This window comes from Vibrio sp. 11-4(1), assembly GCF_013048625.1.
GTDB lineage: Bacteria > Pseudomonadota > Gammaproteobacteria > Enterobacterales > Vibrionaceae > Vibrio > Vibrio diabolicus.
On sequence record NZ_VHSY01000007.1, the window covers coordinates 340,156 to 363,041 of the forward strand.

23 protein-coding genes are annotated in these 22,886 nt (G+C 45.3%); 2 read left to right on the forward strand and 21 right to left on the reverse strand.

The features are described from left to right. Positions 1 to 7 precede the first annotated feature (7 nt). Positions 8 to 1,474, reverse strand: a complete 1,467-nt coding sequence (gene guaB, locus FKN16_RS16485; protein ID WP_005391524.1) for an IMP dehydrogenase — start codon at positions 1,472 to 1,474, stop codon at positions 8 to 10. Positions 1,475 to 1,705: 231 nt separating this feature from the next. Here guaB and xseA point away from each other — a divergent pair, with 231 nt between their 5' ends. Then, the gene (gene xseA / locus FKN16_RS16490) at positions 1,706 to 3,037 is read left to right on the forward strand and encodes an exodeoxyribonuclease VII large subunit (protein WP_170903110.1); all 1,332 of its coding nucleotides are present in this window, start codon (positions 1,706 to 1,708) and stop codon (positions 3,035 to 3,037) included. 13 nt (positions 3,038 to 3,050) lie between these two features. Here the strand turns inward: xseA and FKN16_RS16495 are convergent, their stop codons facing one another. From FKN16_RS16495 to trmJ, 20 genes are all read right to left on the reverse strand, one after another. Next, entirely contained in the window at positions 3,051 to 3,275 is a 225-nt protein-coding gene (locus FKN16_RS16495; protein WP_047010185.1) for a zinc ribbon domain-containing protein, read from the reverse strand. 309 nt (positions 3,276 to 3,584) lie between these two features. Beyond that, entirely contained in the window at positions 3,585 to 4,460 is an 876-nt protein-coding gene (locus FKN16_RS16500; protein WP_170903111.1) for an alanyl-tRNA editing protein, read from the reverse strand. Between the two features lie 59 nt (positions 4,461 to 4,519). Then, entirely contained in the window at positions 4,520 to 6,016 is a 1,497-nt protein-coding gene (gene der / locus FKN16_RS16505; RefSeq protein WP_005391527.1) for a ribosome biogenesis GTPase Der, read from the reverse strand. A 167-nt stretch (positions 6,017 to 6,183) separates the two neighbouring features. Continuing rightward, positions 6,184 to 7,344, reverse strand: a complete 1,161-nt coding sequence (gene bamB, locus FKN16_RS16510) for an outer membrane protein assembly factor BamB (RefSeq protein ID WP_005391528.1) — start codon at positions 7,342 to 7,344, stop codon at positions 6,184 to 6,186. A 12-nt stretch (positions 7,345 to 7,356) separates the two neighbouring features. Then, positions 7,357 to 7,971 (reverse strand): YfgM family protein, encoded by a 615-nt coding sequence (locus FKN16_RS16515; RefSeq protein ID WP_170903112.1) that lies wholly within the window; start codon positions 7,969 to 7,971, stop codon positions 7,357 to 7,359. 126 nt (positions 7,972 to 8,097) lie between these two features. After that, complete coding sequence (gene hisS, locus FKN16_RS16520; protein ID WP_046874336.1) at positions 8,098 to 9,366, reverse strand: histidine--tRNA ligase; 1,269 nt, start codon at positions 9,364 to 9,366, stop codon at positions 8,098 to 8,100. A gap of 26 nt (positions 9,367 to 9,392) precedes the next feature. Then, positions 9,393 to 10,511 (reverse strand): flavodoxin-dependent (E)-4-hydroxy-3-methylbut-2-enyl-diphosphate synthase, encoded by a 1,119-nt coding sequence (ispG, locus tag FKN16_RS16525; protein WP_005391537.1) that lies wholly within the window; start codon positions 10,509 to 10,511, stop codon positions 9,393 to 9,395. A gap of 6 nt (positions 10,512 to 10,517) precedes the next feature. Then, on the reverse strand, positions 10,518 to 11,468 hold the full coding sequence (gene rodZ, locus FKN16_RS16530; RefSeq protein WP_170903113.1) for a cytoskeleton protein RodZ: 951 nt from the start codon (positions 11,466 to 11,468) through the stop codon (positions 10,518 to 10,520). 435 nt (positions 11,469 to 11,903) lie between these two features. Then, the gene (locus FKN16_RS16535) at positions 11,904 to 13,031 is read right to left on the reverse strand and encodes a bifunctional tRNA (adenosine(37)-C2)-methyltransferase TrmG/ribosomal RNA large subunit methyltransferase RlmN (RefSeq protein ID WP_005391540.1); all 1,128 of its coding nucleotides are present in this window, start codon (positions 13,029 to 13,031) and stop codon (positions 11,904 to 11,906) included. A gap of 377 nt (positions 13,032 to 13,408) precedes the next feature. Continuing rightward, on the reverse strand, positions 13,409 to 13,834 hold the full coding sequence (ndk, locus tag FKN16_RS16540) for a nucleoside-diphosphate kinase (RefSeq protein WP_005391542.1): 426 nt from the start codon (positions 13,832 to 13,834) through the stop codon (positions 13,409 to 13,411). Between the two features lie 94 nt (positions 13,835 to 13,928). Further along, positions 13,929 to 15,227: an aminopeptidase PepB gene (pepB, locus tag FKN16_RS16545; protein ID WP_005391544.1), complete on the reverse strand. Its 1,299-nt coding sequence runs from the start codon at positions 15,225 to 15,227 to the stop codon at positions 13,929 to 13,931. A gap of 161 nt (positions 15,228 to 15,388) precedes the next feature. After that, positions 15,389 to 15,583: a Fe-S cluster assembly protein IscX gene (iscX, locus tag FKN16_RS16550; protein ID WP_005391546.1), complete on the reverse strand. Its 195-nt coding sequence runs from the start codon at positions 15,581 to 15,583 to the stop codon at positions 15,389 to 15,391. Positions 15,584 to 15,627: 44 nt separating this feature from the next. Next, the gene (gene fdx, locus FKN16_RS16555; RefSeq protein WP_005391548.1) at positions 15,628 to 15,966 is read right to left on the reverse strand and encodes an ISC system 2Fe-2S type ferredoxin; all 339 of its coding nucleotides are present in this window, start codon (positions 15,964 to 15,966) and stop codon (positions 15,628 to 15,630) included. 13 nt (positions 15,967 to 15,979) lie between these two features. Continuing rightward, positions 15,980 to 17,833 (reverse strand): Fe-S protein assembly chaperone HscA, encoded by a 1,854-nt coding sequence (hscA, locus tag FKN16_RS16560; RefSeq protein ID WP_104971307.1) that lies wholly within the window; start codon positions 17,831 to 17,833, stop codon positions 15,980 to 15,982. Positions 17,834 to 17,854: 21 nt separating this feature from the next. Next, positions 17,855 to 18,370, reverse strand: coding sequence for a co-chaperone HscB (hscB, locus tag FKN16_RS16565; RefSeq protein ID WP_012842113.1), 516 nt, complete (start codon positions 18,368 to 18,370; stop codon positions 17,855 to 17,857). Positions 18,371 to 18,425: 55 nt separating this feature from the next. Then, positions 18,426 to 18,749 carry an iron-sulfur cluster assembly protein IscA gene (iscA, locus tag FKN16_RS16570; protein WP_005391554.1) on the reverse strand — a complete coding sequence of 108 codons (324 nt, stop codon included), beginning with the start codon at positions 18,747 to 18,749 and terminating at the stop codon, positions 18,426 to 18,428. A gap of 70 nt (positions 18,750 to 18,819) precedes the next feature. Then, a complete protein-coding gene (gene iscU, locus FKN16_RS16575; RefSeq protein WP_005381718.1) occupies positions 18,820 to 19,203 on the reverse strand; it encodes a Fe-S cluster assembly scaffold IscU in 384 nt (127 codons plus the stop codon). A gap of 38 nt (positions 19,204 to 19,241) precedes the next feature. Next, positions 19,242 to 20,456: an IscS subfamily cysteine desulfurase gene (locus FKN16_RS16580; RefSeq protein ID WP_005391556.1), complete on the reverse strand. Its 1,215-nt coding sequence runs from the start codon at positions 20,454 to 20,456 to the stop codon at positions 19,242 to 19,244. 28 nt (positions 20,457 to 20,484) lie between these two features. Continuing rightward, positions 20,485 to 20,991, reverse strand: a complete 507-nt coding sequence (gene iscR, locus FKN16_RS16585) for a Fe-S cluster assembly transcriptional regulator IscR (RefSeq protein WP_005381720.1) — start codon at positions 20,989 to 20,991, stop codon at positions 20,485 to 20,487. Between the two features lie 125 nt (positions 20,992 to 21,116). After that, the gene (gene trmJ / locus FKN16_RS16590) at positions 21,117 to 21,836 is read right to left on the reverse strand and encodes a tRNA (cytosine(32)/uridine(32)-2'-O)-methyltransferase TrmJ (RefSeq protein ID WP_006741887.1); all 720 of its coding nucleotides are present in this window, start codon (positions 21,834 to 21,836) and stop codon (positions 21,117 to 21,119) included. A 231-nt stretch (positions 21,837 to 22,067) separates the two neighbouring features. Between trmJ and suhB the strand changes: the two genes are divergently transcribed. After that, the gene (gene suhB / locus FKN16_RS16595) at positions 22,068 to 22,871 is read left to right on the forward strand and encodes an inositol-1-monophosphatase (protein ID WP_047010191.1); all 804 of its coding nucleotides are present in this window, start codon (positions 22,068 to 22,070) and stop codon (positions 22,869 to 22,871) included. Positions 22,872 to 22,886: the final 15 nt, after the last annotated feature.

The following is a 22,886-nucleotide window of genomic DNA, read 5'->3' on the forward strand; positions in this document are numbered from 1 at the left end:
TGGATAATTAGTTCCCTAGACGGTAGTTCGGCGCTTCCTTAGTAATTTGAACATCGTGTACATGAGACTCTTGCATACCTGCACCAGAGATACGTACAAATTCAGCTTTCGTACGCATATCTTCGATAGTTGCAGAACCAGTTAGACCCATGCTTGAACGTAGACCACCCATTTGTTGGTGTACGATCTCTTTTAGGCGGCCTTTGTATGCGATACGACCTTCGATACCTTCTGGTACTAGCTTATCCGCTGCGTTGTCAGACTGGAAGTAACGGTCAGAAGAACCTTGAGACATTGCACCAAGAGAACCCATGCCACGGTAAGACTTGTAAGAACGGCCGTTGTATAGAATCACTTCACCCGGCGCTTCTTCAGTACCTGCAAACATAGAACCAACCATCACACATGATGCGCCCGCTACGATTGCTTTACAGATATCACCAGAGAAACGGATACCACCGTCAGCGATAACCGGAATACCATAATCATTAGCCACTTCTGCAGCATCTGCGATTGCAGTGATTTGTGGAACCCCCACACCCGTTACAATACGAGTTGTACAGATAGAACCAGGGCCGATACCAACTTTCACTGCGCTTACGCCAGCTTCGATTAGTGCTTTAGCACCAGCACCAGTTGCTACGTTACCACCGATGATGTCTAGATCTGGGTAAGCTGCACGTGTTTCACGAATGCGGCTTAGAACACCTTCAGAATGACCGTGTGAAGAGTCGATAAGTAGAACGTCAACGCCAGCTTCAACTAGTGCAGCAACTCGCTCTTCGTTACCAGCACCAGCACCAACTGCTGCGCCAACACGCAGGCGACCACGCTCATCTTTACATGCGTTTGGTTTACGTTCTGCTTTGTGGAAGTCTTTCGCAGTAATCATACCGGTTAGTTGGAACTCATCATTCACAACCAATACTTTCTCTACGCGAGCTTCGTGCATTTTCTCTTGCACTTCTTCTCGTGTTGCACCTTCTTTAACTGCTGCCAACTTCTCTTTTGGCGTCATTACTGAAGATACTTTCTTAGAAAGGTCCGTCACAAAACGAACGTCACGACCAGTGATAATACCAACAAGCTCATTGCTCTCAGTGACCACAGGGAAACCTGCAAAACCATGCTTTTCAGTGAGTGCAACAACATCAGCGATGGTCGCGTCAGGGTTTACTGTAACCGCGTCAGTCACCATACCAGCTTCGAACTTCTTAACTTTACGAACTTCGGCTGCCTGCTGCTCAATAGACATGTTCTTGTGGATAAAGCCAATGCCACCCTCTTGCGCTAGCGCGATCGCTAGACGAGCTTCAGTAACAGTGTCCATAGACGCTGAAATCATTGGGATGTTTAGGGTGATGTTCTTAGTTAGCTGAGTGCGAAGATCAGCTGTGTTTGGGAGAACGGTGGAGTGTGCTGGCACAAGTAGTACGTCATCGAATGTCAGCGCTTCTTTGGCAATTCTTAGCATTTGCAATATCTCACAATTAGAGGAGTAAAAAGAACAATCCAATCTCATCGTTTCGCATAATGAGGGTAACCTGTGTTAGCAACAAGCTACATTTGGATTAGATATTGCGGAGGGATTATACGGTTAACGCAATCGCTTGACCACAAATTTTTTAATTTTTTTCTTGCAATTACCCCCTTGCTATGTATTATATTGCCGCTAATTTCCATACTCACGTCTAAGAGATTAGCTGTGCTCTCCAAGACCAATCAAAACATCTTTACTGTTTCTCGTCTCAACGCAGAAGTTCGTTTACTCCTTGAAAACGAAATGGGGATCGTTTGGCTCGTTGGAGAGATATCCAACTTTTCAGCTCCTGTCTCTGGTCACTGGTACCTCACTCTTAAAGACTCTCGCGCTCAAGTTAAATGTGCCATGTTTCGTGGTAACAATCGCCGCGTTACTTTCAAGCCCGCTAACGGTAATCAAGTCCTAGTAAAAGCTCGTCTTTCTCTTTATGAGCCTCGCGGTGACTACCAATTGATCATCGAAAGCATGCAGCCGGAAGGTGATGGCCGTCTTCAGCAAGAGTTTGAAGAGCTGAAAATGAAGCTTGCCGCAGAAGGGTTGTTCGCTCAAACCAATAAGCAACCTTTGCCTGAACACCCAAAACGTGTTGGTGTTATCACCTCGAAAACTGGTGCCGCGCTTTACGATATCTTAGACGTATTGAAACGTCGTGATCCTTCCCTACCCGTTGTGATTTATCCGACAGTGGTACAAGGTGAAGACGCAGCCATTCAAATCGCACAAGCCATTGGTCGCGCTAACAGCCGTGATGAATGTGATGTGCTAATTGTGGGCCGAGGTGGTGGTTCATTAGAAGACTTATGGTGCTTTAACAACGAGATATTAGCTCGCACGATTGCAGCAAGCCAAATTCCTATTATTAGCGCCGTTGGACATGAAGTTGACGTGACAATAGCTGATTTTGTCGCCGACGTACGCGCGCCTACTCCATCAGCAGCCGCTGAGCTAGTAAGCCGTGATAACAGCCACAAAGATCAAGCTTTAGTTACTCGCCAGCATAAGTTAGCGAGCGCGATGCGTTACTACCTAGCACAACAAAAGCAGCAATCTGCTCAATTAGTGCACCGTCTAGAGAGACAGCACCCAAGCTATCGCTTGCAACGTCAGACGCAACAGTTAGATGAGTTGGACATGCGCTTACAGCGAGCGATGAGTCGTTTTATTGCCTTGCGTCAACAGCGAATCGAGCGTCAACATTATCGGCTGCAATTAAATTCTCCTGTAACACGCCTTGCCGAGCAGAAGTCGAAGCTAGAACGTGTTGAGCAAAAGCTCATGGATGCAATGGATCGCAAGTTACTGACTATGCGCCATCAACTCGCGATTGCTGCAGAGAAGTTAGACACCGTCAGCCCGCTAGCGACATTGAAACGAGGTTACTCAATTACTCAAACTGAGCAAGGTAAAGTGATTACTCAATCTTCAGATGTAAAATCGGGAGATGTATTGATTACTCGATTAGCCGAAGGCGACGTTCTTTCTACCGTTAACTGAATACAAACTCTGGTTAAGTGACTTTCTGGAACTCAAATCGGACACGTGATTTTGATTTGAGTTCATTACACACATTACAAAAGTAACTCGCAGCACCGCATGCTTGCAGCTTCTCCAGCTCCGCCTCACAATCAGGGCAAAAACCTACTTTTTTAAAATCCGATTCACACTGTGCACAATGGTATTGTCCTGTCCATTCCAGTTCGACATTGCAAGTCGGGCAAATGTTCTGCTGCATATCCCGTTCCTCTCTCTAAACTAAGCAATTTCGAGTAACGCATGCTACTCAAAATAACGAACAAGTATGTTGATCTTCATCACCGCCCTAACAAGTTTCACGAGGCGCTAATCATACTTGATACGTAGGATCTTATACTGATCGTCTGATATTTACTCCTTGATCAGCGATCACCCCTTAAAAGAATATTTATATAACCACACACCGAAAGCATAAGTTACATATTCTGCATTCCAATTTAATACAGAATAAAAATCCTTAAGTTAATTTAATTAAACAAAAAATTAGAATTTAATAAAAAGATCTCATTCAGAAAGCCGCGTTTACATTGGTGTGCATTTCGATAGTTTGAGCGTCGAGCTCAACGAGTTTAACTTGGATAAAAGCAAACTCATTTAAATGGCTCGCATGCGTTCCACCACAAGGGATTACCGCTAATTGACCTTCCCCTAAATCGCATTTCCAATAGCGAGAGTCAGTTAATCTATCGCCGTGGCATTCCATGGTGATCATCGCATCTCTTTGAAGCCATTCAACCAGTTGGCCATTCACTTTTTCTGCAATCGCCTGGAGGTCATTCAGCATATCTGCACTGTTTAATCCTCTTTTACGGAGTGTTTTGCCTAAACGGTACGTATCGAGGCACTTGTCTGGAGTGACATAACTCGTAACTTGCGCATAGCTATTAAAGTCATAATAACCATGCGGGTCTTTGCGGTCTGCGTCTTTTCGCCAATAGTCTTCCGCTAGTACTTTATTCAACGCCAAATACGCTAAGTGTCCTGCAGTGTGGCCTCGGCTCAAAGCATTTTGATAGTCTTTATCTACCGCTAATATTACCAAGTCATTAATTGCAAGTGATTCCGTACGTGATAAAACATGCACGACGACAAACACCCAACCTTCAGCATCACGCTTTACAGGGATGTCACTACCCACATACAAAGCACCACTCTCCTGCTCCACTGCTCCAACTTGGCAATCTACTACGTCATGCTCAGCCCCATTCACCTTCAACGTTCCTTTGTCTGCAGGGTGATCCGGCCATATGTGACTAACGGGATGGAACGGCGTGACATCTGTAATAACGTAAGTCACTTCTTCCGTAGATTGAACGAGCTGTATTTGTGCTTCTAATTGCCATGTTTGATGACAAAAACGAGTCTTTGTTGCTGTGATAGTCATTTTTACGATTACTTTTGATAAAAAAATACCCAAGTAGAAACTTGGGTATTCGAATTTCATTATTTATTGCGGTTTTTCACCATCGACATCATACGTTTGCGTTTACGCTCTTGTGATAGCGTAAGCTTATTCGTACGGTTCTCGTATGGGTTATCACTGTTGTGGAAGTTAATGCGAATCGGTGTTCCCATAATTTCCAGAGACTTACGGAAGTAGTTCATCAGATAACGTTTATACGAATCTGGCAATTCACGAACCATGTTACCGTGGATAACAACGATCGGTGGGTTGTAACCACCTGCGTGTGCGTATTTGAGTTTGATACGACGACCACGAACCATTGGCGGCTGGTGATCATCCACTGCCATCTTCATGATACGCGTCAGTACTGACGTACCCACACGCGTTGTCGCCGAGTTATATGCTTCTTGGATAGATTCAAACAAGTGACCAACGCCAGTACCGTGCAGCGCAGAGATAAAGTGGATACGCGCGAAATCGACGAATCCTAGACGGCGGTCCAGTTCTTTCTTCACGCTTTCTTTCACGTCACTGTCTAGGCCATCCCACTTGTTAACGGCGATGACAATTGAGCGGCCAGCATTCAGTGCAAAACCAAGCAAGCTTAGGTCTTGGTCTGAAATATTTTCACGTGCATCAATCACCAGTAGAACGACGTTTGCATCTTCTACCGCTTTCAGCGTCTTAACAACAGAGAACTTTTCAACCGTTTCATTGATACGACCACGACGGCGAACACCTGCGGTATCAATTAGTACGTATTCGCGTCCATCACGTTCCATCGGGATGTAGATAGAATCACGCGTTGTACCAGGCATATCGTATACAACTACACGTTCTTCACCCAGAATACGGTTAGTCAGTGTCGATTTACCTACGTTAGGACGACCGATGATCGCCAACTTAATCGGCTGCTCTTGAAGGCGCTTGAATTCAGCTTCTGCGTCTTCTTCAGTGTAATCTTCAACAAGAGGCTCTTCGTCTTCGAATCCAGTCAGGTCTTCAATCTCACCTTCTTCAGATTCACTTGTTAATAGATCATCAAAGAATGGAGATAAAGCACGCTCAAGCAAAGCGGTCACACCACGGCCATGAGCGGCGGCAATCTGATACATATCATCCACGCCGAGCTGCCAAAAATCAGCACACGCCGCATCGGCATCAATACCATCGATTTTGTTTACCACCAGCATCGCTGGCTTTTCAATTTTACGCAGATGCGCAGCAATTGCTGCATCTGAAGGTGTCAGACCAGCACGACCGTCAACAAGGAACAATACAACATCAGCCTCATCAATCGCGGCTAATGACTGTTCTGCCATCTTTGTTTCCACGCCTTCTTCTGTGCCATCAATACCGCCGGTATCAATCACAATGAATTCGTGCTCTTCACCAAGTCTCGCCTGGCCATACTTACGGTCTCGCGTTAGGCCTGGAAAGTCCGCAACCAACGCGTCACGAGTGCGAGTCAATCGGTTAAATAGTGTAGATTTACCTACGTTCGGACGCCCTACTAGAGCTACAACAGGTACCATAACAACCTCTACAATAATCTTTCTTCTGTAGTTATAGGTAACGACTTGCTCGATGCCAAATCAAACCAGCTTTTTACCTATAACCACGTCAGGGTTAATAAATTCAAACAACAAAACGGCTCCTAGCTGTCACCAGCCAGGAGCCGAATGTGAATTATATCACGATATTATTCGTTAATGGTTAGTTTCTTTACATCGCCGTTGCGAGTTGTAATCACATAACCATCCGACAATAACGTCGGGCCAACGGCCAAGCCGCTATCATCGATAAACTGCTGCGCAACAAATTCGCCCGTTGAACGATCCATCCAGTGAAGGTAACCAAGCGTGTCACCGACAACGAGATAATTGCCGACAATAACTGGCGCTGTAAGTTGTCGGTGCTCAAGCAAGCTGTTTTCCCACAACTCAGTCCCACTTCGTGAATCAACGGCAACAACATGATCTTTTTCCGTTATCACAAAGATGCGGCTACCATCTGTAGAAATGTCTGTTGCAGATGAGTAATTACGCTTCCAAATCGGGTTCGCTGAACGCAAATCAATGGCGATAAGTTGACCATTGTATCCAATGGTGAAAAGAGTACCGCCTAGCACAATTGGCGATGAATCAACATCAACCAAACGATCAATTTCTGTCGCGCCTTTTGGCGTACCAACAGGCTGTTGCCAAATCAGCTGACCACGCTCAACGATAGCAGCTGCGAGTCGGCCATTTGCCGTTCCCCAAAATACACCGCCGCCAATTGCAGTCGGAGTACTGTCACCACGTAAAGTTAGGTTCGGCACTTCTGTACTCAATGCCCAGCGTTGCTCACCTGTACTCTCATTAAGTGCAATCAACATGCCTCGGCTAGTATTGATGATAATAAGGCCTGAATCTGCAACTGGCTTCGCCAGTACCTCACCACCAACTTTTACACGCCAAACAATCTCACCTGTTTCTTGGTCAAGAGAGATGACTTCACCATTCTCAGAGCCAATGTAAAGGTTTCCGTATGCTGCAGTGATACCACCAGAGAGACGAGCAATGACATCTTCTTCTAGGTCCGTTTGCCAACGTTGTTTACCGTTTTCAGGATCCAGCGCTTTTACTAAGCCATCGCGACTTGCCACGAACAATGTATCATTCGCAAATACAGGGGATAGCTTTGAAAAGTAATGACCAACACCATCGCCAACCGATGTGCTCCACTCACTACTGGTTGTAAACTCACTGTCTACCTGAGGTAGTGGCGCCATTACAATAGTATCTTTCTCACCAGCACAACCGGCAAGAATTCCCATTGTTAACGCCCCTAACAAGGCTTTGTTAAAGACTCTTTTCATCCAATGCGGTCCTTATTTCGCCAGATCGTCCAATTTCATTTGTAGTGTCGGGCTTGCGTCTGCCGCTTGCTGAGCTTCAGTATACGCAGCGTATGCGGCATCTTTGTCACCTTCTCGAATCGCAATATCGCCACGAAGTTCAGCAATACGACCTGTCCATGCTGCATCAGTGACGTTACTTAGCTCTGCCGTTGCAGCGTCAAAGTTACCCATTTCCGTTTCAATGCGCGCAATACGGTAACTAATCAATGGTAACAGCGCAGCATCTTGAGTGTTGCTTTGCGCCCACTTCAATTGCTCTAATGCAGCAGAAAGATCTTGAGCTTCAACTTGCGCTTTAGCAAGTTGAAGCGCAGCCAATACTGAATATTCTTTTACTTCATTTGACTCAATGAAAGCTTTCACGTCAGCTTGAGCATCAGTACCTTTATCTTGCAAAGCATTCATTGCTGTCGTGTAGCTTTGAGAAGCTGCTTCACTCGCCTGAATCACAGAATCCTGGTAGTAACGCCAGCCAAATAGACCACCTAAGCCAACAACCGCACCGATGATGACGGCTTTGCCGTTTTCCTTCCACCAGTCTTTAATGGCTTCAACTTGTTGTTCTTCAGTATCGTAAAGTTCCACTTCCTGTCCTCTTAAAACATGTAAATGGCAGCTTAGCTGCCATTGTTCCTATTTCGTTTAAAGGCTCCACATTTGGGAGCCTTAGCTTACGAACTAGGATGTAATTTTGTTAGATTACTAAAAGACTTAAATCAGTGCTGCGATCTTTTCTGCAACTTCTGCTTGGTTGTAAGTCTCTTGCTCACCACCAGCCAAGTCTTTCAGTACTACGGTATTATCCGCAACTTCGTTTTCACCCAGAACTAATGCTACAACAGCACCAACTTTGTCTGCGCGTTTAAACTGTTTCTTGAAGTTACCGCCACCGAAGTGATTCATCACACGAACGCCAGGGATAGACTCACGAAGCTGCTCTGCTAGCTTCATTCCTGCCATCATGGTGCCTTCGCCTGCTGTTACTACGTAAACATCCACACTGCGACGAACGTCTGTTAGTTCTAGTGTTTCTAGCATCAGAACAAGACGCTCTAGGCCCATTGCAAAGCCAACTGCTGGTGTTGGTTTACCACCTAATTGCTCTACAAGACCATCGTAACGTCCACCGCCACAAACGGTGCCTTGAGCACCTAGGCTTTCAGTGATCCATTCAAATACCGTGCGGTTGTAGTAATCCAGACCACGAACTAGACGTTCGTTAACTGTGTATTCGATACCTGCGGCGTCTAAAAGTTCACATAGACCTGCGAAGTGTGCTTTAGATTCTTCACCTAAGTAATCTGAAAGGCGAGGTGCATCACCTAAAATAGCTTGAACGTCAGGGTTCTTCGTATCCAGAACACGCAGTGGGTTCGTGTGCATGCGACGCTTACAATCTTCGTCTAGCACATCAATATGTTGCTCAAGGAACGCAACCAGTGCAGTACGGTAGTCTGCGCGGTCTTCTTGAGAACCGATAGAGTTCAGCTCAAGACGAACATGTTCATTGATACCTAGCTCACGCCATAGACGCGCCGTCATCATGATAAGCTCTGCATCAACATCTGGACCATTTAGACCAAACACCTCAACACCACACTGGTGGAATTGACGGTAACGACCTTTCTGCGGACGTTCATGGCGGAACATAGGCCCCATGTACCACAGACGCTGTTCGTCACGGTTGATCAGGCTGTTTTGAATACATGAACGTACACAACCCGCCGTACCTTCAGGGCGAAGTGTTAGGCTGTCTCCGTTACGATCATCAAAGGTGTACATTTCTTTTGAAACGACGTCTGTCTCTTCACCAACAGCGCGGCTGAATAGGTTTGTTTCTTCAACGATTGGCATGCGCACTTCGTTATAACCGTATGCGCTAATTACATTTTTCACTGTGTTTTCTAGTTTTTGCCACAGTGGAGACTGAGTTGGGAGGCAATCGTTCATGCCTCGAATTGCTTGAATTGTTTTTGCCACAATACTTACCGTAATTCTCGTTGAGATTAATCTTGTACTTTAACTTCGATGCGGTTTTCGCCATTCATCATGGCTGCTTTCGCACGGATCTTAGCTTCTAGCTGATTCACAAGGTCATCGTTATCAAAGCGTTCTTTCTGGCGTTTACCATCTTCGTAGAATGCGCTCTTCTTGTTACTACCTGCTAGACCTAAGTGAGAAACTTCTGCTTCACCAGGGCCGTTTACCACACAACCGATGATAGACACATCCATTGGCGTGATGATGTCTTCTAAACGCTGCTCAAGTGCGTTCACCGTGCCAATTACATCAAATTCTTGGCGCGAGCAACTTGGGCAAGCAATAAAGTTGATGCCTCGAGAGCGAATGCGCAGAGATTTAAGAATGTCGAAACCGACTTTGATTTCTTCAACTGGATCGGCAGCCAAAGAGATACGCAGCGTATCGCCGATCCCTTCAGATAACAGCATACCTAAGCCAACAGATGACTTAACAGCACCAGCACGAGCACCACCCGCTTCTGTAATACCCAAGTGAAGAGGCTGATCGATTTTCTTCGCTAGCAGACGGTATGAATCCACCGCAAGGAAGACGTCTGAAGCTTTCACGCTAACTTTAAATTGGTCAAAGTTAAGACGATCGAGATGATCTACGTGACGCATCGCCGATTCAACTAAAGCTTCTGGCGTTGGTTCGCCGTATTTCATCTGTAAATCTTTTTCCAAAGATCCACCGTTGACACCAATACGGATTGGGATGTTTTTATCGCGAGCACAGTCAACAACAGCGCGAATGCGCTCTTCATTGCCAATGTTACCTGGGTTGATGCGTAAACAGTCAACACCGTACTCCGCCACTTTCAGCGCGATACGATAGTCGAAATGAATATCAGCCACTAATGGTACAGAAACTTGCTGTTTAATCAGTTTGAAAGCTTCTGCTGCGTCCATAGTAGGTACAGAAACTCGAACGATATCTGCACCGACTTTTTCTAGTGCTCGGATTTGAGCGACTGTCGCTTCTACGTCAGTCGTGCGAGTGTTAGTCATTGACTGTACGGCAATTGGCGCACCATCACCAATTGGCACATCACCCACATAAATACGCGTCGATTTACGACGAATAATTGGAGATTCGTGTTGCATAATTTTTTATAACGGTAGAGTGAATCTAGCTACTTTGCCTGAAGTATACCCAGAAAGGTCGACAGGTTCACTTGCAAATGTCATTGTAACCCCTTCCGGTGCGCCTAATATCACTTTAAACGGCGCTTTTCCGGTAAGGTCTACATCTTGTCCTGGTTTATGAGTACCACTTACCAGCGTTTTACCATTGGTGTCTTTTACTTGAATCCAACAGTCCGCTTTAAACTTCATAGTAAGAAGTGTCATGCCTTCAGGTACGACTGGCGCAGGCTGTTCCTCTTCCGCAGTTTCAATCACGGCAACAGGTTCTTCAGAATCTACGCTTGTTGTATTTTCAGTTTCAGCAAGCAGAGGATCGCTACCCTGCTCGACTGGTACTTCACTCGTTTCAACGACATCATTACTTGTTGAAACAACGTCTTCAGGAGTACTTGCGATTAACTCCTCAGCCGTCATTAAATCGATATCAGCTAACTCTTGCGCTGTGGGCTTCGGCGCTTCAACACTTGAATCCGTAACTTCCTTCGTTAGGCTATTCTCTTGCTGGTTTTGCCACCACCAAGCTGCAGAAATACCAATAATGACCAACCCGATAACCCAAGTCAGGAGCATGATACGGCTATTGTGCTTCTCATCTTTTGTTTTGCGAGAGAAGCTCTGCATTTCAATTTCTTGCTCTTGTGGCTGTACATCTGCTGTCTGCTCTAACGCAGTCAAAACCATCTTCTCATCAAGGCCTACGAACTTCGCGTAAGAACGCAAGTAACCACGCGTAAATGTCGCAACTTGTTGAGACTCAAATCTGTTATTTTCAATATCTTCAATAACAGAAACGCGAAGCCTCAGGCGATCAGCAACTTGCTTTTGACTCATCCCAAGAGATTCGCGTTTGTTTTTCAGTAATGTGCCAGCTTCAATAGAAAGTGGCACTTCATTCGTATTTTCGTGTTCTGTCATAATGGTGGTATTTAATCTGTTTTAGTGGCTAACGTGGTTATGTATTTTCGTTATTGTTCTTAAGCCTCTTTAAAAGATAGCTAGCCTAAACGCGTTAACCAAAATAATAATTTTAAGAAACTCTCAGCGATTTGAGTGTGAATACCCGTTTTGCAAAAATCAGCAAAGCGTATGTGAGAAAATGCTGAGAATTATCGGTGTCATCGTTAATGTCACATATCATGATAAGCGAATGTGTAACGAAGACAAAAACTCTTTACACTCAAACTAACAGATAGCTCAAGCTTTTGTCCAAACTTTGACAAAGGAATTCGAAATTATACCCAAATAACCTCGAGTTGGAGAGTTGTCGTCATAAATCTTGGCAGAAATGCCCTTATCGCTAAACAAAATAGCCAGAGCAAATGGCTCTGGCTATTTTTGAGTTCCGGTCGTTTATACCGCTTTTACTTCAATGGTATCAGCACCGCGCGACGCTTTTAACATTGCAGTACGTTTAGTTCGGTCAATCACATCACCGACTAACTGACCACACGCTGCATCAATGTCATCGCCACGAGTCTTACGAACCGTTACTGTATGCTCATATTGCATCAATGTTTTTTGGAAGCGATCGATACGTGAGTTACTTGGTTTCTTGTAAGGTGAACCTGGATACGGGTTAAACGGAATCAAGTTAATCTTACATGGTGTGTCTTTCATCAGCTCAGCCAGTTCACGAGCATGGTCCATGTCATCATTCACATGATCAAGAAGTACGTACTCAACCGTTACCTTACCGCGGTTTGCATTCGATGAAGCGATGTAACGACGAACTGATGCTAGGAAATCTTGAATATCCCAACGATCGTTAATTGGCATGATTTCACTACGCAGCTTATCGTTTGGCGCATGAAGGGAAATTGCCAACGCGACATCGATTTTGCCTGTCATCTGATCAAGACCAGAAACCACACCTGATGTAGATACAGTCACACGACGTTTTGACAAACCAAAGCCAAGATCGTCCAGCATTAGTTCTAATGCCGGGATCAAGTTCTTCATGTTTAGAAGCGGTTCACCCATCCCCATCATCACGACGTTAGTAATTGGGCGGCGACCTGTTTCTTTCTCAAGACCAATTTCACGTGCAGCACGCCACACCTGACCGATGATCTCTGAAACTTTCAAGTTACGGTTAAAGCCTTGCTGTGCGGTTGAGCAGAACTTACATTCCAACGCACAACCTACTTGAGAAGACACACAAAGCGTTGCACGGTCATCTTCTGGAATGTAAACCGTCTCCACATCCTGATCACCAACGTTCATCGCCCACTTGATTGTACCATCAGAAGAGTGCTGAGCTTCTGCGACTGTTGGTGCCTTGATTTCGCACTTGTGTAAAAGCTTTTCGCGCAGCTTCTTGTTAATGTTTGTCATTTTTTCGAAGTCATCTACACCGAAATGGTAGATCCACTTCATAACCTGATCGGCACGAAACGCTTTCTCGCCGAGTTCTTCTGCGAAAAACTGACGCATGCCTTTGCGATCAAAGTCGAGTAGATTGATTTTTTCAGTGGTCATGTTGCCTCTCAATGACTGAAACAAGAATAAGGGCGCGAATTGTACAGCCTTTATGCAGCTACAACAAGGGGTGTAAAACCCTGAGTTTGCTAAGGCATTAAAATCAAAATGATTAAATTTTAAGCACCCCTTGCGCTATAAGTGGCTATTACACTATCAAAAGTAAAAGCGTAGAGATCGTAAAGGGAAAAGACTAAAAATAACTCACGTTACTGGGCTTTAAAGCCCATTATATAGTCAGACTAGTTAGCGTGTAAGAGATCACTTATGCAGTCAACATTGCCACTCAACTTAGGTATATGAAATGAAAAAGCCTCGGAAAGTTCCGAGGCTTTTCTGTATCAGAGCATCACTAACAAGTGAAGTATCACGCCTAATTAGCGAGAGAAAACCTCTGACTCAGGGAAGAAAAACTCAATTTCACGCGCTGCAGATTCAGGGCTATCGGAACCATGAACTGAATTGTGACGCATGCTAAGTGCGTAATCGGCACGAAGCGTACCGCATGCCGCTTCCTCTGGGTTAGTTTTACCCATCAGTTCACGGTAACGTGCAATCGCATTTTCACCTTCCAGTACCTGAACCATAATAGGACCAGATGTCATGAACTCTTTTAGTGGAGGGAAAAACTCTTTGCCTTCATGCTCTGCATAAAAACCGCTTGCCTGATCTTCAGTCAGGTGAACCATTTTAGCAGCGACAATACGTAGACCAGCCTTTTCAATACGGTTATAGATTTCACCAATTAGGTTTCGCTCTACCGCATCCGGCTTAATGATTGAAAATGTTCTTTCTAGAGCCATAAAATTTCCTTTCTGTACTTGTAATAATAGTTGTGTTTTTAAAGTGACTTACTGGGTAAGAGCAGCACTCAAACAAGGAGTGCCGCAATCAATCTTATTTACCAGCTTGCTCATTGAGGAAACGAGCAAGTGTACGAACGCCCATACCCGTAGCTCCCGCAGCCCATTTATCAGACGCGGCTTTACGGTATGTACCCGCACAGTCGAAGTGCAACCAGCCTTTTTTGTAGTCTTCTACGAAGTAAGACAAGAATGCTGCTGCTGTGCTTGCACCAGGAGAGTAGTCACCAGAACTGATATTCGATAAGTCAGCAAAGTTTGACGGCAGCATTCCACGGTGGAAGTCAGCAAGTGGTAGCGGCCATAAACCTTCTTTTTCTTGGTTTGCCGCAGTGAGCGCTTGATGCGATAACTCGTCATCGAAACTCATTAATGCGTGATAATCATTACCCAACGCATTCTTCGCCGCACCTGTTAGTGTTGCACAATCAATGATTAACTCAGGCTTTTGCTCACTGGCGTAGATAAGACCATCAGCAAGCACTAAACGACCTTCTGCATCGGTGTTCATGATTTCAACGGTTTTACCGTTTTTGTAGGTGATGATGTCGCCAAGCTTGAGTGCGCGACCAGAAACCATGTTCTCTGCACAACAAAGGATCAGTTTTACACGCTTGTTCAAACCACGAAGAATCGCCAGTGCAAGACCACCGGTGATGGTGCCTGAGCCACCCATGTCTGCTTTCATTGCGCTCATGAAGTTAGAAGGCTTCAAGCTGTAACCACCCGAATCAAAGGTGATACCTTTACCGACAAGACACGCGAATATTGGTGCGTTCTCGTCACCTGTCGGGTTGTAGTCTAGCTGGAGCATCGCAGAAGTACGCTCCGAACCACGGCCTACGGCGTAAATACCTTCCCAACCTTCTGCCAACAAGTCTTTGTCTTTGACGATACGAGCTGTCACTGTGCCTTTAGGCGCAACAGATTTGATGAATTCAGCGGCCATTGTCGCTAGCTGACGAGGGGCAACTTCTTCTGCGGTTTTATTGATGATATCGCGGGTAAAATCAGTCGCGGTAATACGCGCTTGAAGCTCTGCTTGATCTTCTTCAGACAATGCAGACCACTCAACTGAGCCATGTTTTTTGGGGTTACGGTAACCTTGGTGGAAAGCCCAAACGCTCTCTAAATCCCAGTTATCACCGGAAAGAAAAATAGAACGAATTCCTTGGCCATCTAGCTGACGAGCTGCACGTTGAATTGCACCAAGATCGTGACCTTCACCTAAATGAATGGTTGCGCCGTTTTCAGCGAATGAAAGCAGTGCTTTTTCACCCCAATGTGGTGCTGCCGACTCTTGACTTAAAAATACAGACATCTGTGTAGACATGGTTTCTCCTTGTCTTATAGCAGCGTTGCCTACGCTGCTTCTTTTTAATAACTCACGGATGTTAGCATTATGTAGGGCAAAAATGTCAATTGGATAAAAAAACGGACCTAAAGGTCCGCTTTTTTTAGTAAGAATTGTTAACTAGGCTGTGTTTTACAGACTTAGTCTGCTTCATCCATCCAGCACATGATAACGGCTTCCAGAATCTTTTCGTTACAATGGTTTGGGTCATCTTCAAACTCATCTAACTCCATGATCCATTGATGAAGATCGGTAAAACGCACCGTTTGCGGATCAACATCTGGAAACTTGTCACAAAGTTCAATCGCGATATCGCGAGAATCTGTCCATTTCATTGCTCATCTTCCTTTTGCTTCTTCCCTATATTGGGAAGATAGTTTTAGTGATCTTCTGAAGCGTGGTTTAGCGTGTACTTAGGAATTTCTACCACTAAGTCTTCATCAGCAATTTTCGCCTGACACCCTAGACGTGATTCAGGCTCTAGACCCCACGCTTTATCCAGCATGTCGTCTTCCAGCTCTTCACTTTCTTCTAGCGAATCAAAACCTTCACGGATGATCACGTGGCAGGTGGTACAAGCACATGATTTTTCACACGCATGTTCAATACCGATACCATTTTTTAGCGCTACGTCCAGAACGGTTTCACCAGTGTTTGCTTCCAACACTGCGCCTTCTGGGCACAAATCGTCGTGTGGTAATACAATAATCTTAGGCATAACTACTTATCTCTTATATATCGTCTACTGATTGACCTGACAGCGCAGCTCGAATCGATTTATCCATACGGCGCGATGCGAAATCTTGGCTCGCTTTATCGGTATCTTTAATGCCTTGCTCAATCGCATCTGCATCATCACCATTACGCAGCTCAATCAAGGCTTCGATGGCTTTTATCAGGTCTTGTTTCTCTTGTTCTGATAGTAGTTCGTCACCATCAGCTTGCATGGCTGCAATCAAGCCTTCTATCACACGGTCGGCCTCAACACGCTGTTCAGCTAGCGCACGAGCTTGCATGTCTTCTTTAGCGTGAGTCATTGAATCACGCAGCATATCCGCCACTTCATTATCGCTTAACCCGTAAGAAGGTTTTACTTGAATCTCTGACTGAACACCGGTGCTCTTTTCCATTGCCGTAACAGAAAGAAGACCGTCAGCGTCAACTTGGTAAGTCACACGAATATGTGCCGCACCCGCCGCCATCGGTGGAATGCCTTTCAATGAGAAACGAGCCAGTGAACGACAATCATCAACCATTTCACGCTCACCTTGTACCACATGGACACTCATGGCCGTTTGGCCATCTTTGAATGTGGTAAATTCTTGCGCACGCGCAACAGGAATTGTGGTATTGCGAGGAATGATCTTCTCAACCAAACCACCCATGGTTTCAATACCAAGCGACAGTGGGATCACGTCAAGAAGTAACATTTCTGAATCAGGCTTGTTACCCGCTAGAATGTCGGCTTGGATACCCGCGCCGATTGCGACAACTTCATCAGGATTAATGCTTGTTAGCGGTGTGCGGCCAAAAAACTCGCCTACCATTTCACGAACCAGCAATGTGCGTGTTGAACCACCAACCATGACAACTTCGAGTACTTCGTCTGCGTTAACATCAGCATCTTTTAATGCACGACGACAAGACATTAGTGTTTTCTTCACTAATGGGCGAATCAGATCTTCGAACTGCTCACGAGTAACGGTGCCCTTCCAGCCAAACACGTCAACATCAACGCTGTCTTGCTCAGAGAAAGCAATCTTAGTCGCAGTAGCAATGTTCAGTAGCGTACGGTTTTTTTCAGCAGAAAGTGGGGCTTCGAGACCCGCTTGCTCCATTAGGTAATCCGCTAACAGATGGTCAAAGTCATCACCGCCTAACGCAGAGTCACCACCTGTTGCTAATACTTCAAATACGCCTTTCGACAAACGTAGAATAGAGATATCAAATGTACCGCCACCTAGATCGTAAACCGCAATCACACCTTCTTGGCCTGAGTCTAGGCCATAAGCAATTGCCGCGGCGGTTGGTTCGTTAAGCAGACGGAGAACATGAAGACCTGCTAATTTCGCGGCGTCTTTCGTACCTGCACGCTGAGCATCATCAAAGTAAGCAGGAACAGTGATCACAACACCCGCTAACTCACCACCTAACGTTTCTTCTGCTCGCTTACCTAGCGCTTTTAGAATGTCCGCAGATACTTCAATCGGGTTTTTGTCACCTTGAGGCGTTTGCAGGATTGGAAGACCATTTTCACTCTCTTTAAAACGATAAGGAAGTGAAGAGTAACGGGACTGAATGTCCTTTAATGAACGACCGATCAAACGTTTTACAGAGATAATCGTGTTCTCTGGTTCAAACTCTGCTTTAGCTTTGGCTTCGTGGCCGACCGTTAACGTTTCCTCAGCGTAATTAACGACTGAAGGTAAAATAGTACGGCCCTGCTCGTCCGCAAGTGGAGTTGCATCGCCGCTACGTACAGAAGCAACCAAAGAGTTGGTAGTACCTAAGTCGATACCCGCTGCTAACTTATGCTCATGAGGTGCCGAGCTTTGGCCCGGTTCTGCGATTTGAAGTAGTGCCATGATAGGTCCTTGTCACGCTAACTAGCCGAGGAGTTTGTCTTCGACTAGTTCAATTTCGTTCTTTAGTTTGGCAATGAATTTTAGCTTACGAACTCGGTCTGCGGCTTCAGCCCAAAGACCATCATCAAGCTCTTGCTCGACGCTTGCCAGATGCTGTTTGTACATTTTGCTGACCTTAGAATCGAAGTCAAAAAGCGCCGATTCAGGATCGGTGCTGTCAGCAATTTCTTCCAGTTCTTCGCGCAGCTCCATTTGCTCCATTAAGAACATTGGATCTTGCATTGTCTGCTGTTCACCTCGGATCTCAACTCCCTGCTCTGCGAGGATGTACTCGGCACGGGAGATAGGATTTTTCAGAACTTGATAGGCATCGTTGATTTGCGCTGCCTTTTGCACCGCCATCAAACGGTCACGTTCAGATCCCGTTGCAAAGTTATCCGGGTGGAAGCGTTTTTGTAGTTCTCGGAACTGAGAAGAAAGAAGGCTACCATCCAGCTTAAACTGACTTGGTAGCCCAAATAATTCAAAGTGATTCATTAAGTTCGGGTCCTAGTAAAGCCTTCCGGACTCGCTTGCCCAGAAGGACAATCAATTAGACGTTGAAGCTTTCACCACAACCACATTCACTTTTCGCGTTAGGGTTGTTGAATTCAAAACCTTCATTCAACCCTTCTTTCACGTAATCCAATTCGGTACCGTCTAGGTACACTAAGCTTTTTTTGTCGATGATGATTTTCACTCCAGAGAGTTCAAAAACTTCATCTTCTTCGTTAAGCTCATCAACAAACTCAAGTACATATGCCATGCCTGAACAACCAGTCGTCTTCACTCCAAGACGTAAACCGATACCTTTGCCTCGGTTATCTAGGAATGCTCTTACGCGACTTGCCGCTGATTCTGTCATTGTGATGGCCATACTGCACCTTAGTCTGTCTAAATTTCGATTGGAATGGGAGCGTCAAAGCTCCCATTATATTACGGAATAATTATTCTTGGTGTTTTTTCTTGTAGTCTGCAACCGCTGCTTTGATTGCATCTTCAGCAAGAATTGAACAGTGAACTTTCACTGGTGGAAGCTCTAGCTCTTCAGCAATTTCAGAGTTTTTAATTGCTGCTGCTTCATCAACTGACTTGCCTTTTACCCACTCAGTTACTAGTGAGCTTGATGCGATTGCACTACCACAACCGTATGTTTTGAACTTCGCATCTTCGATGATACCTTCCGGTGTCACTTTGATTTGAAGCTTCATTACGTCACCACAAGCTGGAGCGCCAACCATGCCGCTACCTACTGATGGGTCTTCTTTATCGAATGAACCAACGTTACGTGGGTTCTCGTAGTGATCAATTACTTTTTCGCTGTATGCCATGATAAATTACCTCGAATCCTCTATTTCAATCCCTGAGATTAATGGTGAGCCCATTCAACAGTGCTCAAATCAATCCCTTCTTTGTACATATCCCATAGAGGAGACATGTCGCGTAGCTTAGTCACTGCAACGCGGATTTGTTCAATTGCGTAATCAATTTCTTCTTCAGTCGTGAAACGACCAAACGAGAAACGAACCGAGCTGTGAGCCAATTCATCATCCATGCCTAGGGCACGAAGAACGTAAGAAGGCTCAAGGCTTGCAGACGTACAAGCACTACCAGAAGATACCGCTAGATCTTTAAGCGACATTAGTAGTGATTCACCTTCTACGAATGCGAAGCTGATGTTTAGGTTGTGTGGTACACGTTGCTCAAGGTCACCGTTTACCGTCACTGCTTCTAAGTCTTTCACGCCATCAAAAAGACGGTTACGAAGCGCTAAAGCGTGATCGTAATCTTTTTGCATGTCTTCTTTTGCAATGCGGAATGCTTCACCCATACCAACGATTTGGTGAGTAGGAAGTGTACCAGAGCGGAAACCACGCTCATGGCCGCCACCGTGCATTTGCGCTTCAAGACGAATACGAGGCTTACGACGAACGTAAAGTGCACCGATGCCTTTAGGGCCATAAACTTTGTGAGCAGAAAGCGAAATTAGGTCAACTTTCATCTCTTGAACGTCGATTGGTAATTTACCTGCAGATTGCGCTGCATCCACGTGGAAAACAATTTTACGCTCACGACACAATTCGCCGATCGCTGTAATGTCTTGAACCACACCAATCTCGTTGTTTACGTGCATAATAGACACAAGCACTGTGTCATCACGCATTGCCGCTTTAAGCTTCTCTAGATCGATCAAGCCATTTGATTCTGGCTCAAGGTAAGTCACTTCAAAGCCTTCACGCTCAAGTTGACGACATGGGTCAAGAACGGCTTTGTGCTCTGTTTTACAAGTGATTACGTGCTTGCCTTTCTTCGAGTAAAAGTGCGCTGCACCTTTAATCGCAAGGTTGTCTGATTCTGTCGCACCAGATGTAAATACGATTTCGCGAGGATCTGCATTTAGAAGGTCAGCAATTTGCTCACGAGCAGTATCGACCGCTTCTTCTGCCTGCCAGCCGTAACGGTGCGAACGCGACGCTGGGTTGCCAAATGTGCCATCCATTGTCATGTACTGAACCATTTTTTCAGCAACACGTGGATCAACTGGACATGTAGCGGAATAATCAAGATAAATCGGCAGTTTCATTCTCTACTCCAATGTAAAAAGCTGACCGCTAAGAGCGGACGTTTACACCGATGGGCGCGGCGGTTGTATTTTTGTTTGATAGCCCATGGGTTACCGCCAGATCAATGTCCTGACGATCAGAAATTTCGAGGACTTCATTGTCTGTCATCAACTCACCAAGAGTGATGTTATTCAAGAAGTCACTAATGCGAGAGCTTAAGTCGCGCCATAGCGTGTGAGTAAGGCAACGTGTTCCGCCTTGGCAATCTCCTTTGCCCTGGCATTTGGTTGCATCGACTGACTCATCAACGGCTGCAATCACGGTACCAATAGCGATACTGTGTGCGTCGGCACCAAGTCGGTAACCACCACCAGGACCACGAACGCTGGCAACGAGACCTGCTTTACGCAATTTTGAAAATAGCTGCTCTAAGTAAGAGAGCGAGATCCCCTGACGCTCTGAGATGTCAGCAAGAGGTACAGGGTTTTGTTGCGAATGCAGTGCCACATCCAGCATGGCTGTCACCGCATATCTTCCTTTAGATGTAAGTTTCATACCACACCGTATCCACATGGTTTGTAATGGTTAAGATTTTTCCATACCCGAGTAATTTGGTCAAGTATTTATTTGACCATTTTACTCAGGTATTCATCCTTACACCTAAAGTGGTTATTCTTTATTCAGAACTTCTTTTCTATCGAGGTTAAAATGCCGCGTAGAATATTGAGCTCCTGGGTTTCTGGCCGAGCACGAGAGAACAAGCGACGCAATTTATTCATCACCTGCCCTGGTTGCTCTTTATTGATAAACTGGGTCTCAACCATCACCTTTTCAAGATGCTCGAAGAACATTTCGAGCTCTCTATGACGTGGGTACTCTTCCGGCTCATTTGGGGCAAACTGGCTTTGCTCTAAGTTCAAATGCGCAACTCGTACTTCGTAACTCAGAGTTTGTACGGCCATCGCTAGGTTAAGCGAGCTATATTCAGGGTTAGCAGGAATGCAAACATGGTAGTGACACCTTTGCAGCTCTTCGTTTGTTAGACCAGTTCTTTCACGACCAAACACGAGCGCGACAGGGTGTTTTCTACCCTCAACCGCAAATTTCTCACCACATTCACGTGGCTCAAGCATTGGCCATTCTAATGTACGAGAGCGAGCACTGGAGCCCACCACTAGGCTGCAATCTTCAACCGCTTCCTCTAATGTGCCGACAATCTTTGCATTTTGAGCAATATCACCAGCACCCGCAGCCAAAGCAAGAGTTTGTTCATCCACTTCACATTGTGGATCGACTAATACTAGTTGGCTTAACCCCATCACTTTCATAGCTCGAGCTGCTGAGCCAATATTGCCTGAATGAGAGGTACCTACGAGTACAATTTTTACTTGATCCAACATCTGTGTTTGCTACCTAAATTAAAACCGCAGAATGTTACCATAGTTTTTTAACACTCCCTAGGGCGAAGCAGGCCTCTCTTCTCATTCTTGGTCATTGTTCTCGTTCGCCTCAAGCTAAATACAATAAAACCACTGACTTTAGAACAAAAAATAACCACTTCCCTTTTTACTGATCTCTGGTATACTCGCCGCCGCTTTCATTTGTTCTTTAACATCCGTTGGGAAATTCGTATGCATCCAATGCTAAACATTGCTATTCGCGCTGCGCGAAAGGCAGGCAATCATATTGCTAAATCATTAGAAAACACTGATAAAGTAGAATCTACTCTTAAAGGCACTAATGACTTTGTCACTAATGTAGATAAAGAAGCAGAATACATCATCATCGATACTATCAAGCAGTCTTACCCTGAGCACTGTATCGTTGCTGAAGAACAAGGTCTTATCGAAGGTAAAGATAAAGACGTACAATGGATCATCGACCCACTGGATGGCACCACTAACTTTGTAAAAGGTTACCCAACTTTCGCGGTTTCTATCGCTGTTCGTATCAAAGGCAAAACTGAAGTTGCTTGTGTTTACGATCCAATGCAAAACGAGCTATTCACTGCACAACGTGGTGCTGGCGCTCAACTAAACAGTGCGCGTATTCGTGTTGCTCAACTAAAAGACCTTCAAGGTACTGTTCTAGCAACAGGCTTCCCATTCAAGCAGAAACAACACGCTGAGTCTTACATCAAGATCGTTGGTGCGCTATTCACTGAATGTGCTGATTTCCGTCGTAGCGGCTCTGCTGCTCTTGACCTATGTTACGTGGCTGCTGGCCGTGTTGATGGTTACTTCGAGCTAGGTCTAAAACCTTGGGATATGGCAGCAGGTGAGCTTATTGCTCGTGAAGCTGGCGCAATCCTAACTGACTTTGCTGGCGGCACTGAGTACATGAAGTCTGGTAACATTGTTGCTTCAAGCGCTCGTGGCGTAAAATCTATCCTTAAGCACATCCGCGAAAACGGTAACAGCGCGATCCTTAAGTAAGATTTGAAAGTCATA